16 protein-coding genes are annotated in these 16,578 nt (G+C 69.6%); 6 read left to right on the top strand and 10 right to left on the bottom strand.

Annotated elements, in window-relative coordinates:
* Nucleotide 1: 1 nt before the first annotated feature.
* A complete protein-coding gene (locus tag VF106_RS50125) occupies nucleotides 2–976 on the bottom strand; it encodes a helix-turn-helix transcriptional regulator (protein ID WP_330847235.1) in 975 nt (324 codons plus the stop codon).
* A gap of 114 nt (nucleotides 977–1,090) precedes the next feature.
* On the opposite strand from VF106_RS50125, the gene VF106_RS50120 reads away from it, so the two are divergent.
* The 3 genes from VF106_RS50120 (at nucleotide 1,091) to VF106_RS50110 (ending at nucleotide 3,330) form a co-directional block, all read left to right on the top strand.
* Nucleotides 1,091–1,687, top strand: coding sequence for a TetR/AcrR family transcriptional regulator (locus tag VF106_RS50120; RefSeq protein WP_330847234.1), 597 nt, complete (start codon nucleotides 1,091–1,093; stop codon nucleotides 1,685–1,687).
* 106 nt (nucleotides 1,688–1,793) lie between these two features.
* The gene (locus VF106_RS50115; protein WP_330847233.1) at nucleotides 1,794–2,516 is read left to right on the top strand and encodes a FadR/GntR family transcriptional regulator; all 723 of its coding nucleotides are present in this window, start codon (nucleotides 1,794–1,796) and stop codon (nucleotides 2,514–2,516) included.
* 118 nt (nucleotides 2,517–2,634) lie between these two features.
* Nucleotides 2,635–3,330, top strand: a complete 696-nt coding sequence (locus tag VF106_RS50110; protein ID WP_330847232.1) for a sterol desaturase family protein — start codon at nucleotides 2,635–2,637, stop codon at nucleotides 3,328–3,330.
* Nucleotides 3,331–3,339: 9 nt separating this feature from the next.
* On the opposite strand, the gene VF106_RS50105 is transcribed toward VF106_RS50110, so the two are convergent.
* The gene (locus VF106_RS50105) at nucleotides 3,340–4,014 is read right to left on the bottom strand and encodes a TetR/AcrR family transcriptional regulator (protein ID WP_330847231.1); all 675 of its coding nucleotides are present in this window, start codon (nucleotides 4,012–4,014) and stop codon (nucleotides 3,340–3,342) included.
* A gap of 85 nt (nucleotides 4,015–4,099) precedes the next feature.
* Between VF106_RS50105 and VF106_RS50100 the strand changes: the two genes are divergently transcribed.
* Nucleotides 4,100–6,253, top strand: coding sequence for an MMPL family transporter (locus VF106_RS50100; protein WP_330847230.1), 2,154 nt, complete (start codon nucleotides 4,100–4,102; stop codon nucleotides 6,251–6,253).
* Here the strand turns inward: VF106_RS50100 and VF106_RS50095 are convergent.
* Nucleotides 6,250–6,951, bottom strand: a complete 702-nt coding sequence (locus tag VF106_RS50095; protein ID WP_330847355.1) for an ArsR/SmtB family transcription factor — start codon at nucleotides 6,949–6,951, stop codon at nucleotides 6,250–6,252. The genes VF106_RS50100 and VF106_RS50095 overlap by 4 nt on opposite strands.
* A 57-nt stretch (nucleotides 6,952–7,008) precedes the next feature.
* Here VF106_RS50095 and VF106_RS50090 point away from each other — a divergent pair, with 57 nt between their 5' ends.
* Together VF106_RS50090 and VF106_RS50085 are read left to right on the top strand one after the other, a co-directional pair.
* Complete coding sequence (locus tag VF106_RS50090; RefSeq protein ID WP_330847229.1) at nucleotides 7,009–7,590, top strand: flavin reductase family protein; 582 nt, start codon at nucleotides 7,009–7,011, stop codon at nucleotides 7,588–7,590.
* A gap of 48 nt (nucleotides 7,591–7,638) precedes the next feature.
* Nucleotides 7,639–8,619 carry an aldo/keto reductase gene (locus tag VF106_RS50085; protein WP_330847228.1) on the top strand — a complete coding sequence of 327 codons (981 nt, stop codon included), beginning with the start codon at nucleotides 7,639–7,641 and terminating at the stop codon, nucleotides 8,617–8,619.
* Between the two features lie 18 nt (nucleotides 8,620–8,637).
* Here VF106_RS50085 and pafA read toward each other — a convergent pair whose 3' ends face one another.
* The 7 genes from pafA to arc form a co-directional block, all read right to left on the bottom strand.
* Complete coding sequence (gene pafA, locus VF106_RS50080) at nucleotides 8,638–9,996, bottom strand: Pup--protein ligase (RefSeq protein WP_330847227.1); 1,359 nt, start codon at nucleotides 9,994–9,996, stop codon at nucleotides 8,638–8,640.
* Between the two features lie 80 nt (nucleotides 9,997–10,076).
* Entirely contained in the window at nucleotides 10,077–10,847 is a 771-nt protein-coding gene (prcA, locus tag VF106_RS50075; RefSeq protein ID WP_330847226.1) for a proteasome subunit alpha, read from the bottom strand.
* A gap of 36 nt (nucleotides 10,848–10,883) precedes the next feature.
* Nucleotides 10,884–11,765, bottom strand: a complete 882-nt coding sequence (prcB, locus tag VF106_RS50070; protein ID WP_330847225.1) for a proteasome subunit beta — start codon at nucleotides 11,763–11,765, stop codon at nucleotides 10,884–10,886.
* Nucleotides 11,766–11,806: 41 nt separating this feature from the next.
* Entirely contained in the window at nucleotides 11,807–12,034 is a 228-nt protein-coding gene (locus tag VF106_RS50065; RefSeq protein ID WP_414639252.1) for a ubiquitin-like protein Pup, read from the bottom strand.
* A gap of 71 nt (nucleotides 12,035–12,105) precedes the next feature.
* Nucleotides 12,106–13,614 (bottom strand): depupylase/deamidase Dop, encoded by a 1,509-nt coding sequence (gene dop / locus VF106_RS50060; RefSeq protein WP_330847224.1) that lies wholly within the window; start codon nucleotides 13,612–13,614, stop codon nucleotides 12,106–12,108.
* Nucleotides 13,615–13,705: 91 nt separating this feature from the next.
* Nucleotides 13,706–14,602, bottom strand: coding sequence for an aldo/keto reductase (locus tag VF106_RS50055; protein WP_330847223.1), 897 nt, complete (start codon nucleotides 14,600–14,602; stop codon nucleotides 13,706–13,708).
* Nucleotides 14,603–16,417, bottom strand: a complete 1,815-nt coding sequence (gene arc, locus VF106_RS50050) for a proteasome ATPase (protein ID WP_330847222.1) — start codon at nucleotides 16,415–16,417, stop codon at nucleotides 14,603–14,605.
* Between the last annotated feature and the right edge of the window lie 161 nt (nucleotides 16,418–16,578).

Below are 16,578 nucleotides of genomic sequence, written 5' to 3'. Positions count from 1 at the left end.
TTCACGTCACCTCCTCCGCCGCCGCCAACAGCCTCTCGTGCACGGACTTGCGCAGCACGTCCGGTTCGAGGACCACGGCGTCCGCACCGTAGCCGGCGATCCAGCTCGCCGCCGAGTCGGTGTGCAGCACCTCGAGCTCGACGATGTCGCCCGGCTCGCCGTCGAACTGGCGTTCCTCGACGACCGTCGCCCGTCTGCGCAGGCCGGCGGCCCGCTGCTTGGCGAGCCACAGTCGCACGGTCGACGTCTCGACGGGTTCGTTGCTGGTGCTGGCGACGAACTTCAACAGGTCGACGTCCTCGGGACGGCGGACCGTGCCGGGCCGGCCCAACAACCGCACCTCGCCGACGATGCGCGACAGCCGGAAGCAGCGTGGGGCCTTGCGGTCGCGGTCGTGTCCGACCACGTACCAGCGGCCCCGCCACGACACCACACCCCACGGTTCGAGCGTGCGACCGCGTAACTCGGCCGGGGACGGCCGGCGGTAGTCGAAGCTGACCGCCTGACCGGCCTGCACCGCGGCGAGCAGTGGGCCGAAGGCCGGCTCGGTGGTGCGGACCTTCGGCTCGACGACCGCCGGCACGCCCTGGTCGACCTCCACCCCGGCAGCGCGAAGCTTCAGCAGCGCGCCGTGCGCCGCGCCGGTCAGCTCCGGGGAGTCCCACAGACGGACCGCCAGCGCGACGGCGGCCGCCTCGTCTGGCTCCAACTCGATGTCGCCGAGCTCGTAGTCGCGCCGCGCGATGCGGTAGCCGTCGACCTTGTCGAAGGACCAGTTGCGCCCGGTTTCCAACGGGATGCCGAGCTCACGCAGCTCGGTCTTGTCCCGTTCGAACATGCGGAAGAACGCGTCGTCACTGGGCGCGTCGTTGTAGCCGGGAACAATCTTGCGAATGCTCTCGGCGGGCAGGTACTGGCGCGTGGACAACAGGCACAGCACCAGGTTCACGAGTCTTTCTGCGCGGACGACGGACACGTTTCGAACTCTAGCCCGACTGGGTGAGGCGAGTCCCGTTGGCGCGCCAAGGTGTTCGAGCGAATGGTCCATTGGTGTTCCGTTCCGTGCCGGGACGTAACTAGAGTGCGGCGAATGGAGCGGACCGGCCGGCCCCGCGACCCCCTCATCGACGACGCCGTGCGTGACGCCACGGTCGAGCTGTTGACGCAGGTCGGGTATGCGCGCCTGACGCTCGAGGAGGTGGCGAGGCGCGCCGGCACCACGAAGCCCGCGATCTACCGGCGGTGGCGGACCCGCCAGCACCTCGTGCTCGACGCGCTCGGCCGACGGCTCGGCACGAACACCACGCGAGTGCCGGACAGCGGATGCGTGATCTGCGATCTCATCGGGGGCATCACCGTGTTCGTGACGGTTTTCCGGCGCGTGCCGCCCGGTGTGCTCGGGGCCCTGCTCACCGACTGCACCGGCCAGCCGGGACTGCGGACGGCCTTCATGCGCACCCTGTTCGAGCCGGCGCGGAACGCGGTCGGCGAGATGGTGGACCGGGCCAAGGCGCGCGGTGACCTGCGCGCGGACCTCGACCGCGACCTGGCGGTCGACCTGTTGGGAGCGCTCGTGCACTACCGCGCGCTGTTCGCCCACGCGTCGACGGACTCGGAGTCGGTGACGAGCGCGGTGATGACGTTGTTGCGCGGCATGGCCGCCAGGAAGCTCGACCACGCGCACTGAGCGATAGAACCGAGGAGCGACATCTCACGTGTGACAGCTGAGGCAGTGTATCCATTGGTGGTATGACCACTTGACCTCTATGTGGCGAACGGGTAACAATTTCGATATGGCACTGCAACCCGTTGCCCGGCGCTCGGTGCCGGATGAGGTTTTCGACCAGATCATTGACGACGTCGTCAGCGGTGAGTTCGCGCCCGGCGAGTCCCTGCCGAGCGAGAGAAAACTCGCCGAGGTCCTCGGTGTCTCGAGACCGGCGGTGCGCGAGGCCCTCCAGCGGGTCGCGCAGGCGGGACTCGTCGAGGTGCGACAGGGCGACGCGACCACGGTCCGGGACTTCCGCCGGCACGCCAGCCTCGACCTCCTGCCCCGACTCCTCCTACCCCGCGGCGAACTGGATCCCGGCGTCGCGCGCAGCGTGCTCGAGGCACGCCTGTTGATCGGCCCCAAGGTGGCCGCCCTCGCCGCCGAACGAGCGGGCGCGCGGATCGGCGGCGCGTTACGGGAGTCCGTCACCGCGCTCGAGGTCGACGACGATCCGGTCGCACGTCAGCGGCACGCGCTCGTCTTCTGGGACCACATCGTCGACGGCGCCGACTCCATCGTGTTCCGCTTGATGTTCAACAGTTTGCGCGCCTCCTACGAGCCCGCGCTGGCCGCGCTCGCCCACATGATGGAGGCCGAGGTCGGTCAGTTCGAGGTGTACCGCGCGCTCGCCGACGCCATCGTCGCCGGTAACGCGGAGGGGGCACGCCGCGCCGCCGAGGACCTCCTCGCACCCGCGACCAACGCTCTCCTGGACGCGATCAAGCGGCTGGAGGAGATGTCGTAGTGAGCGGAGCTTGCGGAGCGAACCATCAACCTTCAGGACGGCACCTCGCATGCGGAGGGCGCCGCAGGAGCGGAGCCTGCGGAGCGTTGCGGCGCCACGCAGCGGGCGAGGGGGCGGCGTGACTCCGGGCGACGTCGACAGGTTGGCGCGGGACCGGCTACGGGCGGACGAGGCCAAGCGGCGGTCGATCGGCCTCGGCGAGGCGGCGCGCGCCTTCTGGTGGCACCCGTCGCCGTGGCTGATCGCCGTCACCCTGGCCGGTGCCGCGACGGCACGGGCGGTCGTCGGGGACTGGCGACTGTCGGACCTGTGGACGCCGCTCGTCATGGTCGCGGTCTTCCCGTTCTTCGAGTGGGTCGTGCACGTGTGCGTCCTGCACTGGCGACCCCGACACCTGGGGCCGCTGACCATCGACCCGTTGCTGTCCCGCAAGCACCGCGAGCACCACGTCGACCCCCGGGACGTGCCGCTCGTGTTCATCCCGTGGCAGGTGCACGTCTGGCTCCTGCCGCTCGTCGTCGCGATCGGACTGTTCGCCTTCCCGCGAACCGGTCTTGGCCTCACCTTCATGACCGTCGTCGGCCTGCTGGGCCTTGGCTACGAGTGGACGCACTACCTCATCCACAGCGACTACCGGCCCCGCTCGCGGCTGTACCGCGCGATCTGGCGCAACCACCGGCTGCACCACTACAAGAACGAGCACTACTGGTTCACCGTCACCACATCGGGTACCGCTGACCGGGTGCTCGGCACCTATCCGGACTCACGGCGCGTGGAGGCCTCCCCCACCGCGCGCGCACTACACGCCGACTAGAGCCACCGCCTAGGACGCCAGCCCTTTCGTCACCAGCTTCTCCTGTTCCTCGGTCAGGCCGCGGCCGCTCAACCCGTGGCCCAACACGATCATGCACTGCATCACGGCCTGGTCCCGCACGTCCTCCGGCAGGTCACGCAGGGGCCCGTCGAGCAGTGCGGACAGGCCGTGGACCATCGCCCAGGCGGCGAGTTCGGCCATCGGCCTGCGGTCCTGACGGAGGTAACCGACCTCGACGAGTTCGTCGAGCATGTCGAGCAGCATCACGTACGGCCCGGTGCCCGTCCGGTCCTCCGGCGACGGCAGCACCGGGCCGCCCGGTGAGAACACCGTCCGGAACAACCCGGGTTCCGCACGCGCGAAGGTGATGTAGCCGCGGCCGATGGCGCCGAGCTTGACCAGCGCGTTGTCCACCGGGTCAGCCAGTCGCGGCCGCGCGGCGACCTCCTCGGCCATCGCCTCCCGCAGCGCGCCCAGCGCCTGCTCCTTCGCCGCCATCAGCAGTTCCTCGTGGCCCGCGAAGTGCCGGTAGGCCGCGGTCGGTGTGACCCCGACCTCCCTCGCCGCCGCGCGGATCGTCACCGACTCGGGTCCGCCCTTGGCCGCGAGTTCCGCGGCCGCCTCGATCAGCGCGTTGCGCAGGTCGCCGTGGTGGTAGCCACGCTTGGCCGCTGAGGTTCCCATGCGTGCGATGTTGACACTAGCCAACTTCTAGTGGCAAGTTAGCAGGCGTCAAGTTTACGCATGTATACATCCGAAAGAGGCCGCGATGTTCCGAACACTCGGACGATTCGCCGCGACTCACGCACGTGGGGTGCTGGTGGTGGCCCTGCTCCTCATGCTCGGCGCCGGCGCACTCGGCGCCACCGCGTTCGGCAAGCTGCGCACCGACGGCGGGTTCATCGACCCCGACGCCGAGTCGAGCCAGGCGCAGCAGCTGATCAACCGCCACTTCGGGGGCGCCGACGACGTCATGTTCCTGATGTCGCCGGCCTCCGGCACGGTCGACGACCCCGCCAACCGCGACGCCGGGACCGCGCTCACCGAGCGGCTCACCGCCGACCGGGCACTCACCGGCGTCATCTCCTACTTCACGACCGAGGCGCCGGGCATGCGCGCCCAGAACGGGCGCCACGCGATCGCGATCGCCAGGCTCACCGACGAGGGTGACGTCGAGCGGCTGCGAGCGGCGTACAGCACCGGATCCGGTCCCCTCCGGGTCCAGGTCGGCGGCCCGAACTCCGTCGGCATCGACATCGGCGACCAGGTCGCCAGCGACCTCGCGATGGCGGAGTCGATCGCCGTGCCGATCATCCTGGTGCTGCTGGTGATCGCGTTCGGCAGCGTCGTCGCCGCCCTGCTGCCGCTGGTGATCGGCGTGCTCGCGGTCCTCGGGACGTTCGCCCTGCTGTCGGTTCTCGGTTCGGTCACCGACGTGTCCGTGTTCGCGGTCAACCTGACCACGGCGCTGGGGCTCGGCCTCGGGATCGACTACGCGCTGCTGATGGTGTCCCGGTTCCGTGAGGAGCTCGACGCCGGGCACGACACGGTCGAGGCGGTCACCCGGACGGTCCAGACCGCCGGCCGGACCATCGTGTTCAGCGGGCTGACGGTCGCCGCGGCGCTCGGCGTGCTGATGGTGTTCCCGCTGTTCTTCCTGCGCTCGTTCGCCTACGCGGGCCTTGGCGTGGTGGTCTTCGCGATGGTGAGCGCGATCGCGGTGCTGCCGGCGCTGCTCGCGCTGCTGGGTAAGCGGGTCAACTCGCTGCGGCTGCCGTGGGTGAAGAGGACTCCCGGCTCGGCGTCCGCGGTGTGGGCGAAGGTCGCCTCGTTCGCGCTGCGGCGGCCGGTGCTGGCCGGTGCGCCGGTGGTGCTCCTGCTGGTCGCGGCCGCGATACCACTGCTCGGCGTGCAGTTCGGCACGCCAGACGACCGGGTGCTGACCACGGCGTCGGAGACCAGGCGCGTCGGGGACGTGCTGCGTGCCGAGTTCCCGAACGACGACGCCAAGGCGCTGCGGCTGGTGACCATGGACCCGGCGGACGTCAACGCGACCGGCGACTACGCGCTCGAGCTGTCGAGGCTGCCCGGGGTGGCATCGGTGACGGCGAGCGCCGGCACGTACGTGGACGGCGTCGGTGTCGGACCGGGCAACCCGACGTACGCGTCGGAGACGGGCGTGCAGCGGCTCTCCGTTCTCAGTACGTATGACCCGCACTCGACGGACGGTCAGGACCTGGTGGCGGCGGTGCGCTCGGCACCCCGGCACGGCATGGACGTGCTGGTCGGCGGCAGCGCGGCACAGCTCGTGGACAGCAAGGACGCCATCGCCAGCCGCCTGCCGCTGGCGGGGGTACTGATCGCGATCAGTACGTTCGTATTGCTGTTCCTGTTCTCCGGGAGCGTTCTGCAGCCGCTGCGGGCCCTGCTGTTCAACGTCCTCGGCCTGTCGGCCACCCTCGGTGTGCTGGTGCTGATCTTCCAGGAGGGCTGGCTGTCGTCCTGGCTCGGCTTCACGCCGCAGCCGCTCGACACGAGCATGCTGGTGCTGCTGTTCTGCATCGTGTTCGGGCTGTCCATGGACTACGAGGTGTTCGTGCTGAGCCGGATCCGGGAGACGCACGAGCAGGGCGCGGACGTGCGTGGGTCGGTGACCCACGGGCTGTCCAGGACCGGACGGCTCGTGACGATGGCGGCCGTGCTGCTGGCCGTCAACCTGTTGGCGTTCGGGACCAGCGGGGTGAGCTTCATCCAGATGCTCGGCATCGGCAGTGGCCTGGCGATCCTCGTCGACGCGACGCTCATCCGGGGGATCCTGGTGCCGGTCGGCATGCGGTTGCTGGGCAGGGCGGCCTGGTGGTCGCCACCGATCCTGCGACGGGTGCACGACCGCGTCGGGCTGCGCGAGGAGGCGAAGGTCTAGCGCGCCGCGGCGTCCAGGGCCGGGCTCTGGGCGCCGCGGGCCACGCCCAAGCGGGCGAGGACCGGCCAGGCGTCGTGGTTGATCGTGATCGCGCGGTGCGGGTCGCGGGTCAGCCACCCGGCGTCGAGCGCGCGACGCAGCAACGCCGCCGGCAGCGCGCCGGCCAGGTGCTCGCGGCGTTCGGTCCAGTCAAGGCAGTCGCGGAGCAGCGACCTCCGGCTCCTCGGCAGCTCCACGCCGAGCTCGGCGAGCGTGTTACGCCCGTGCGGGGTGACGGTGAGGCCGTCTCGGTCGTCGATGAGCCCCTCGGCGAGCATGCCGTCCCGCAGGGACACGCCGAGGCGGCCAGCCAGGTGGTCGTAACAGGTGCGGGCCTCGGCCAGGCGCCTCGCACGGACGCTGGCCCGCAGGTTCCTTGGCGGTTCAGGGCTCGCGTGGCTGGCCAGCCGTTCGATCAGCTCGGCCACGTCGGCATTGGCAAGTCGAACGTATCGGTGACGGCCCTGCTTGAGGGAGCGGACGAACCCGGCGTCGGTGAGGGCGCGGATGTGCTCACTCGCTGTCGACGGGGCGATGCGGGCAGCCTTGGCCAGCTCACCCACCGTCCAGGCACGACCGTCGATGAGCGCCAGGCACATGGTCGCCCGGCTCCCGTCGGCCAGCACGGCGGCCACCTCCGCGAGCTTCATGCCTCCGATGCTAGGTAGTCGACACGTCGGCGCCGACCGAAGAGTCCCGCGGGCAACCTGACGATCATGGTGATCGATCCTCCCGTGCTCTACCCCGGCAATTCGGTCGTATTGCTGTCCAGCGTGAACCAGGACGGCACGACGAACCTCGCACCGATGTCGTCCGCGTGGGCCTTGGGACGGACAGTCGTATTGGGGCTCGGCCTCGGTGGGCACACCTTCCGGAACCTGTCCGCCAGGCCGGACTGCGTGCTCAACTACGCCAGCGCGGACCTCTGGCAGGCGGTGGAACGGCTCGCACCGCTGACGGGTGGACCGGCACGTGGTGTGTTCCGGACGGAACGGGACAAGTTCGGCGCCGCCGGCCTCACCCCGGTCCCCGGCGACCTGGTCGCCGCGGACCGGGTCGCGGAGTGCCCGATCCAGGTGGAGGCCAGGGTGCTGGACGCCCGCCCACTCACCACAGGCGACGGCGGAGTTGTTGAGGTGGCCGTGCGACGGGTGCACGTTCACCCGTCGCTGGCCGAGCCGGACGGACGGCACGTGCGGGTGGCCGAGTGGGAGCCGCTCTTCTACGTGTTCCGGCACTACCTCGGCCACGGGATGGAGTTGGGCCGCACCTTCCGCGCCACCGCCGCCGCTCGTTAGGGCGAATATCGCTTGCGGTTTCGCGGCCGAGACGGTGGTGTGGGCTGAGTGAAGATCAATCGACTCGGACGCAGCGCCGTGACGGTCACGGAACTCGGTTTCGGGGGCGGCCCGCTGGGTGGCCTGTTTACCCCACTGGACGACGGCACGGCGGCGGAGGCGTTGACCGCGGCGTGGGAGGGCGGGATCCGCTACTTCGACACGTCCCCGCATTACGGGATCGGGCACTCGGAGCGGCGGATCGGCGAGTTCCTGCGCCAGGTGCCGCGCACGGAGCTCACCCTGTCGACCAAGGTCGGCCGGCTGCTGGTCCCCCAGGACGCGGCGGGCCGGATGGACGACTACTTCCAGGTACCCGCGACGCACCGGCGGGTGTGGGACTTCTCCCGTGACGGGATCCGTCGCAGTGTCGAGGACTCCCTCACCCGCATGGGTGTCGACCGTATCGACATGCTGTTCCTGCACGACGCCGAGGAGCATTTCGAGACCGCACTGCGTGACGGGTACCCGGCGCTGGCCGAGCTGCGGGCGGAGGGCGTGATCGGCGCTATCGGGGCTGGCATGTACGACAGCGGCAAGCTGACCCGGCTCGTACGGGAATCCGAGGTCGACGCCGTCATGCTGTCCGGCTACTACACGCTGCTCGAACAGTCGGCCCTCGACGACCTGCTGCCGGCGTGCATGGCACGGGGTGTCTCCGTCCTGGCGGCGTCGATCTTCAACTCCGGACTGCTCGCCACACCACGGCCCCAGCCCGACGCGCGGTTCGACTACCGGCCCGCCGCCGAGGAGGTGCTCCAGCGGGCGCACCGCATCGCCGACGTGTGCGAGGCCCACGGCGTGACGCTGCCCGAGGTCGCCATGGCGTTCCCGCTGCGGCACCCCGCGGTCGCCGGCATCGTGGTCGGCATGCGCTCCGCCGACGAGGTACGGCGCAACCTGGCCGCGTTCACCACACCGGTGCCCGACGGCGTGTGGACCGACCTGACGACGGCCGGGCTCCTCGACGAGCGGGTCGCGCTCGCCTGAGCAGGCCCGCCCGCCCTGCTAGAGGGAAGCGATCAGGCGCTCGACCCGTTCGTCCACCGCGCGGAACGGGTCCTTGCACAGCACGGTGCGCTGGGCCTGGTCGTTCAGCTTCAGGTGCACCCAGTCGACCGTGAAGTCGCGGCCGGCCTGCTGCGCCGCCGCGATGAAGTCGCCGCGTAGCTTCGCTCGGGTGGTCTGCGGGGGTGTGTCCTTGGCGGCCTCGATCTCGCCGTCCTCGGTCACCCTGGCGACGAGGTCCTTGCGCTGAAGCAGGTCGAAGATGCCGCGGCCCCTGCGGATGTCGTGGTAGGCCAAGTCCAGCTGCGCGATGCGGGGCGAGGACAGCTCCATGCCGTGTTTGGCCTGGTAGCGCTCGACGAGGCGGTGCTTGATCGCCCAGTCGATCTCGCGGTCGATGCGGCTGAGGTCCTGCGCCTCGACCGCGTCGAGCGTCCGACCCCACAGCTCGATCACCCGCTCGGCGATCGGGTCGGGGCCGCGCTGCGCCACGTGGTCCGCCGCCCGGTTGAAGTACTCGCGCTGGATGTCCAGCGCCGACGCCTCCCGGCCGCCCGCGAGCCGCACCAGCCGGCGACCGGTGAGGTCGTGGCTGATCTCGCGGATGGCGCGGATCGGGTTGTCCAGGCTGAAGTCCCTGAACTGGACGCCGTCCTCGATCATCTCCAGCACGAGGTTCGCGCTGCCCACCTTGAGCAGCGTGGTCGCCTCGGCCATGTTCGAGTCGCCGACGATCACGTGCAGACGGCGGTAACGCTCCGCGTCCGCGTGTGGCTCGTCGCGGGTGTTGATGATCGGGCGGGACCGCGTGGTCGCGGACGACACGCCCTCCCAGATGTGCTCCGCGCGCTGCGACAGGCAGTACACGGCGCCACGCGGGGTCTGCAGCACCTTGCCGGCGCCGCAGATCAGCTGACGCGTCACCAGGAACGGCAACAGCACGTCCGCGATCCGCGAGAACTCCCCGGCCCTGGTGACCAGGTAGTTCTCGTGGCAGCCGTAGGAGTTGCCGGCCGAGTCGGTGTTGTTCTTGAACAGGAAGATGTCGCCGCCGATGCCCTCGTCGGCCAGCCGCCGCTCGGCGTCGACGAGCAGGTCCTCCAGGATCCGCTCGCCCGCCTTGTCGTGCGTGACCAACTGCACCAGGTCGTCACATTCCGCGGTGGCGTACTCGGGGTGCGAGCCGACATCGAGGTACAGACGAGAGCCGTTGCGCAGGAACACGTTCGAGGAACGTCCCCAGGACACCACCCGACGAAACAGGTACCGCGCGACCTCGTCCGGGCTCAGCCTGCGCTGGCCGTGGAAGGTACAGGTCACGCCGAACTCGGTTTCGATGCCGAAGATCCGCCGCTGCATCCCTTTAGCCTAAGCGCTTGACGGCCAGAGATCTGCTGGCCGCTCCGAGGTGAGATGAACTAGTCATCGAACGACTCCGATCACGCCTCGTCAGCGCCTGGGGACTCGGAGTCAGACTTTTCGGCCGACCCCTCGGTGGATTCGGACGAAACGGACGGTAGCAGTGCCGTCAGCGCAGCGCCCTCGATCCGTCGGAACGCCCGCTTGGGCCGCGCCCGATCGAGCACGGCGACCTCGAGCTTGCCCACGCCGTTGTCGCCGTTGCCGGACGCCGACCCCGCCGACCCCGCCGACAGCGCGGCGACCGCGAACCCGAGCGCCGCCTCGAGCGACATGCCCTCCTCGTAGGTCTCCTTCATCTTGTTGGAGACCGGCTCGGTCTGACCGCCCATGACCAGGTACGACGGCTCGTCCACGATCGAGCCGTCGTAGGTGAGCCGGTAGAGCCGGTCGGCCTCCGGAGTGGCGCCCACCTCACCGATGCACAGCTCCACCTCGTACGGCTTGAGCTGGTCGGCGAACACCGAGGCGAGCGTCTGCGCGTAGACGTTGACCAGCAGGCGGGCCGAGACGTCCCTGGGGTCGTTCGCGAGCCCCCACAGGTCGACGTGCCGGATGCCGCCCCGGCGCAGGCCGTCGAACTCGCTGTAACGGCCGGTGGCGGCGAACCCGATCCGGTGATAGATCTCGGACACCTTGTGCAGCGTCGCCGACGGGTTGTCGGCGACGAACAGCACGCCACCCGCGTACTTGAGCGCCACGACACTGCGGCCCCTCGCGATGCCCTTGCGGGCATACTCCGAGCGATCCCGCATCAACTGCTCGGGCGAGGCGTACAGCGGCATTGTCACGTTGGGGGCTCCTACTCTCTGCTCTCCGTCAGGGGGTCAGCCGCGAGGCTGGCTGGTCCGGGCGGTCACCACGGCCTCGGCGACCTCGGCCGCCTGCTCCTCCGGCACGTGTACCGCGCCGTCGGCCGCGGTGATCGTGACGATGCTCGGGTAGATCTTGCGGGCGAGGTCCGGACCGCCGGTCGCCGAGTCGTCGTCGGCGGCGTCGTACAGCGCCTCGACCGCCATGCTGATCGCGGCGTCCTGGCTGGCGCCGGGATCCCACAGCTTCTTCAGCGCCGACCGGGCGAAAAGCGAACCCGAGCCGACCCCGTGGAAGCCGGCCCGCTCCTCGTACCGCCCACCGACGACGTCGAACGACACGATCCGCCCGGCCTTCGCCGGATCGGGCGCGTCCACGTCGTAGCCGACGAACAGCGGGATGGCCGCGAGGCCCTGCATGGCCGCCTCGAGGTTGCCCCGCACCAACGCCGAGAGCTTGTTGGTCTTGGCGTCGAGGGACAGCGAGACACCTTCGAGCTTCTCGTAGTGCGACAGCTCGACCTGGTAGATCCGCACCATCTCGATGGCGAGACCGGCGGTACCCGCGATGCCCACCGCCGAGTACGCGTCGGCGACGAACACCTTCTCCATGTCACGTTGCGAGATCAGGTTGCCCGAGGTCGCACGCCGGTCGCCGGCGATGAGCACGCCACCGTCGAACGTCACGGCCACGACCGTGGTGCCGTGCGGGGCCTGTTGGGCCAGGTCGGCGAACTGCCGGGCGCGCACCGGCTCCTCGATGCCCGGTCCACCGCTGCCCGGCAGCAGGTGGGGGGCCTGCACCCGGAGGAAGTCGATGAACGACGACGTCTCGGCTGTCATGTAGGCAGCCGGGAGTGAGGCGCCGGGCATGGCGCGAGATCGGGTGTGTTCCATGCCTGCTTTCTGTCCTGTCGGGTGGGGACGGAAGAGGGAATTTACTCCCCGCCCTTTTGCACGTAGGCCCGCACGAAGTCCTCGGCGTTCTCCTCTAGCACGTCGTCGATCTCGTCCAGGATCGTGTCGACGTCCTCGCCGAGCTTCTCGCGGCGTTCCTGACCAGCCGGCGCCGCGCCGTCGACATCCTCGTCGCCGTCACCGCCACCTTGCCGGTGGGTCTGTTCCTGCGCCATCTCGCCTCCCGTATCGGGGCTTGTCTTCTCCAAGATTACCGACCAGCACCGACAATTTCGCGGACCATCCGGCTGATGATCTCGATTCGCCCTCAGCGAACGGGTTACCTGCGTGGCGCACCGGTTAACGCGTCTACCAGCTGTTCGGCCGTCTCGGACGCCTCGATCAGCTCGCCGACGTGGGACTTGGTGCCTCGCAGCGGCTCCAGCGTCGGTATACGGACGAGCGACTCGCGCCCCAGATCGAAGATGACCGAGTCCCATGACGCCGCCGCGATCGAGTTCGGGTAGCGCTCGAGGCAGCGGCCGCGGAAGTAGGCCCTGGTGTCCAGCGGCGGCGTCGTGATGGCCGCCCGCACCTCCTCCTCGGTGACCAGCCGCTTCATCGAGCCGCGGGTGACGAGGCGGTTGTACAGGCCCTTGCCGAGCCGCACGTCGGAGTACTGCAGGTCGACCAGGTGCAGGCGTGGGGCGTTCCACGCGAGGCCGTCACGGGCGCGGTAGCCCTCCAGCAGCCGCAGCTTGGCCGGCCAGTCCAGGCGGTCGGCGCACTCCATCGGGTCACGGGCCAGTGCGTCGAGGGTGTCGCCCCACGTCTGCAGGACGTCCATCGACACCGCGTCCTGCTCGGTGCGGTCGATGTGCTCGGAGATCAGCTCGTGGTAGGCCCTCTGGAGGTCCAGGCCGGTGTACTTGCGCCCGTTGGACAGCTCGACGGTGACCTTGAGCGTCGGGTCGTGACTGATCGTGTGCACCGCGCGGACCGGGTCGGCCAGCTTGAGCGAGTCGAACCGGACGCCGGCCTCGATCAGGTCGAGGACCAGCGCGGTCGTCCCGACCTTGAGGTAGGTGGACGTCTCGGCCAGGTTGGCGTCGCCGATGATCACGTGCAGGCGGCGGTACTTGTCCGCGTCGGCGTGCGGCTCGTCGCGGGTGTTGATGATGCCCCGCTTCAGCGTGGTCTCGAGGCCGACCTCGACCTCGATGTAGTCGGCACGCTGGGACAGCTGGAAGCCGGCCTCCTCGCCGGCCGCGCCGATGCCGACCCGCCCGGAGCCGACCACGACCTGCCGGGACACGAAGAACGGCGTCAGGCCGGCGATCACGGACGTGAACGGTGTGTTGCGGGCCATCAGGTAGTTCTCGTGGGTGCCGTAGCTGGCGCCCTTGCCGTCCACGTTGTTCTTGTACAGCTGCAGCCGCGGCTGGCCGGGCACGGTGGCGGCCCGCATCGCCGCCTCCTCCATCACCCGCTCGCCGGCCTTGTCCCAGATGACGGCGTCCCGCGCGTTGGTGACCTCCGGCGCGGAGTACTCCGGGTGCGCGTGGTCGACGTAGAGGCGGGCGCCGTTGGTGAGGATGACGTTGGCCGCGCCGAGGTCCTCGACCTCGGGGTCGGACGGGGGCACACCGGGCGCGCCGAGGTCGAAGCCGCGCGCGTCGCGCAGCGGTGACTCGACCTCGTAGTCCCAGCGGGCCCTGCGCGCGCGAGGGATGTCCGCGGCGGCCGCGTAGGCGAGCACTACCTGGGTGGAGGTCAGTACCGGGTTTGCGGTGGCGTCTCCTGGAACAGCGATGCCGTACTCCACCTCGGTACCCATGATCCGGCGCATGTTCTAGAGCCTACGGTCAGTGGCTGTCTCGGTGTCGACTGCCACGCGAGTGGTCTCCACTCCATCGCGGCACCGGGAGTGCAGGCTCCCGTCAGGCCCAGGCCAGGGACGAGCGGTGTCGCCAGTAGTCGGCGGGTGGCTCGGCCAGGTTCGGGAGGTCCACGTCGCCGACCGTGAGTGCCGCGAGGTTGCCGGCCAGCTGCTGGGTGCCCGCGGCGCCGGAGAGCACGATGTCGACCCAGGGTTGGGCGAGCGCGGCGGCCAGCGCGACCGCGTCGGGGCCGACGTCGAGGGACTTCGCCAGCGCGGCCACCGGTTCCGGCGGGTCGAGCGCCAGCCGGCCGTTGGCCATGGCCTCCTTGACGAGCACGTGCGCACCCTCCGTGTGCGCCTCGGCAAGGGCGGGGCCGACCGACGGCTCCAGGACGTTCCAAGTCGACTGTACTGCTGAGAAGACGCGGACTCCGTGACGTTCCAGTGCCAGCGCCCGCCGCACCACGTCGGCCTGCGCGGGGCCTGACGTCGAGAAGCCGACCCGCACGGGGAGCGCCGCCAGCGCGTCCTGTAGTGCGAGGTCGTCGAAGAGCGGGCTGTCCGGGGTCAGCGAATGCACCTGGTACAGCGCGAGGCGGTCGCCGAGAAGGGCCGTGCTCTCGGCCCACTGGGCACGAAACCGGTCAAGTGTATGGGACTTCTCCTCGTGGACGGCCGCGTCGAGACGCCAGCCGCCGACGTAGGCGTAGCCCCACTTGCTGGACACCGTGACACCGGCGGGCACTCGCGAGTCAAGCCAGCCCGCCAGGAACTCCTCGGCCAGCCCGTACGAGCGGGCCACGTCCACCCAACGCACGCCGGCCTCGTAGGCGGCGTCGAGCACCGCCCACGAGGCCGCGCGCATGTCCTCCACCGAACGCGACGGCGGCAGCTCGGAACGGCCGACGTTGATGTACGCCGGCCGGCCGAGTGCCGCCAGTCCGAGCCCGAGCACCTACAGGTACTGGCCCGTGTTCGTCGCGGTGTCGATCGCCCGACCCGACTCCTGGTTCTTGCCGGTGACGAGGGTCCGGATGTAGACGATCCGCTCCCCCTTCTTGCCGGAGATGCGTGCCCAGTCGTCCGGGTTGGTGGTGTTCGGCAGGTCCTCGTTCTCCGCGAACTCGTCGACGATCGCGTCCAGCAGGTGCTGCACGCGCAGGCCGGGCTGCTTGGTCTCCAGCACCGACTTGATCGCCGCCTTCTTCGCCCGGTCGACGATGTTCTGGATCATCGCGCCCGAGTTGAAGTCACGGAAGTACAGGACCTCCTTGTCACCGTTGGCGTAGGTGACCTCCAGGAAGCGGTTGTCCTCCGTCTCCTCGTACATCCGCTCGACCGTGTGCTGGATCATCGCGTCGATCGTCGCCTTCGGGTCCCCACCGAACTCGGCGAGGTCCTCGGCGTGGATCGGCAGGTTGCGCGTGAGGTACTTCGAGAAGATGTCCCGCGCCGCCTCCGCGTCCGGCCGCTCGATCTTGATCTTCACGTCGAGCCGGCCGGGCCGCAGGATCGCCGGGTCGATCATGTCCTCGCGGTTGGAGGCGCCGATCACGATGACGTTCTCGAGGCCCTCGACACCGTCGATCTCACTGAGCAACTGAGGCACGATCGTGGTCTCCACGTCCGAGGAGACACCGCTGCCCCGGGTGCGGAAGATCGAGTCCATCTCGTCGAAGAACACGATCACGGGCGTGCCTTCCGACGCCTTCTCCCGTGCGCGCTGGAAGATCAGCCGGATGTGCCGCTCGGTCTCGCCGACGAACTTGTTGAGCAGCTCGGGGCCCTTGATGTTGAGGAAGTACGACTTGGCCTCGTGCGCCTTGCCGTCACCCCGCGCCGCCGCGACCTGCTTGGCCAGCGAGTTCGCCACCGCCTTGGCGATGAGCGTCTTGCCGCAGCCGGGCGGGCCGTAGAGCAGGACACCCTTCGGTGGCCGCAGCTCGTACTCGCGGAACAGCTCCGCGTGCAGGAACGGCAGCTCCACCGCGTCGCGGATCTGCTCGATCTGCCGGAACAGGCCGCCGATGTCCTCGTACCGGACGTCGGGCACCTCCTCCAGCACCAGGTCCTCGACCTCGGCCTTGGGCACCCGCTCGTAGGCATAGCCCGACTTCGAGTCGACCAGCAGCGAGTCGCCCGGCTTGAGGGTCGACTCCCGCAGCGGGTCGGCCAGCCACACCACGCGCTCCTCGTCGGCGTGCCCGACGACCAGCGCACGCAGCGGTGGCGAGTCGTCGGCCTCCGCGAGCAGCTCACGCAGCGTCGAGACCTCACCGATGCGCTCGAAGGCGCCGGCCTCGACGATCGTCAGCGCCTCGTTCAGTCGCACGGACTGACCGCGGCGCAGGTCCGCCACCTCGACGGCGGGTGAACAGGCCACCCGCATCTTCCGGCCGGCCGTGAACACGTCCACGGTGCCGTCCTCGTGCCCGGAGAGGAACACGCCATAACCGCTCGGTGGTTGTGCGAGCCGGTCGACCTCCTCCCGGAGCGCGAGGAGCTGGCTCCTCGCCTCCCGCAGGGTCTCGACCAGCTTGGCGTTACGCTCAGTCAACTGGCTGACCCGCTCCGACGCCTCGGCGAGCCGCTGCTCAAGCAGGCGGGCATGCCGAGGCGAGTCCGTCAGTTTCCGGCGCAGCAGCGCTACTTCCTCTTCGAGGAACCGGATCTGGGCAGCCTCCGACGGCTCGTGCCCAGTACCCGGTTCCGGTCCAGCGCCGTGCTCGTCAGCCTCCTCTGGCCGACCACCGGGACGATCGTGCTGCATGTCGGCACCTCCTCCCGAACATCTACTTACCCACACGGTACCGGTGCAGACCGACAAAAGAAGACCATCCACATCTCGGAACTGTCGCGTCACATCGCGGAAACGGCCACTGTCGGAAGTGGATTAGGCCATCTCAGCGCTTTGTGGAACCGGTCACCCGC

Origin of the sequence: Actinophytocola sp. (assembly GCF_036378875.1) — a bacterium.
GTDB lineage: Bacteria > Actinomycetota > Actinomycetes > Mycobacteriales > Pseudonocardiaceae > Actinophytocola.
This window is presented reverse-complemented; position numbering and strand designations above follow the sequence as displayed.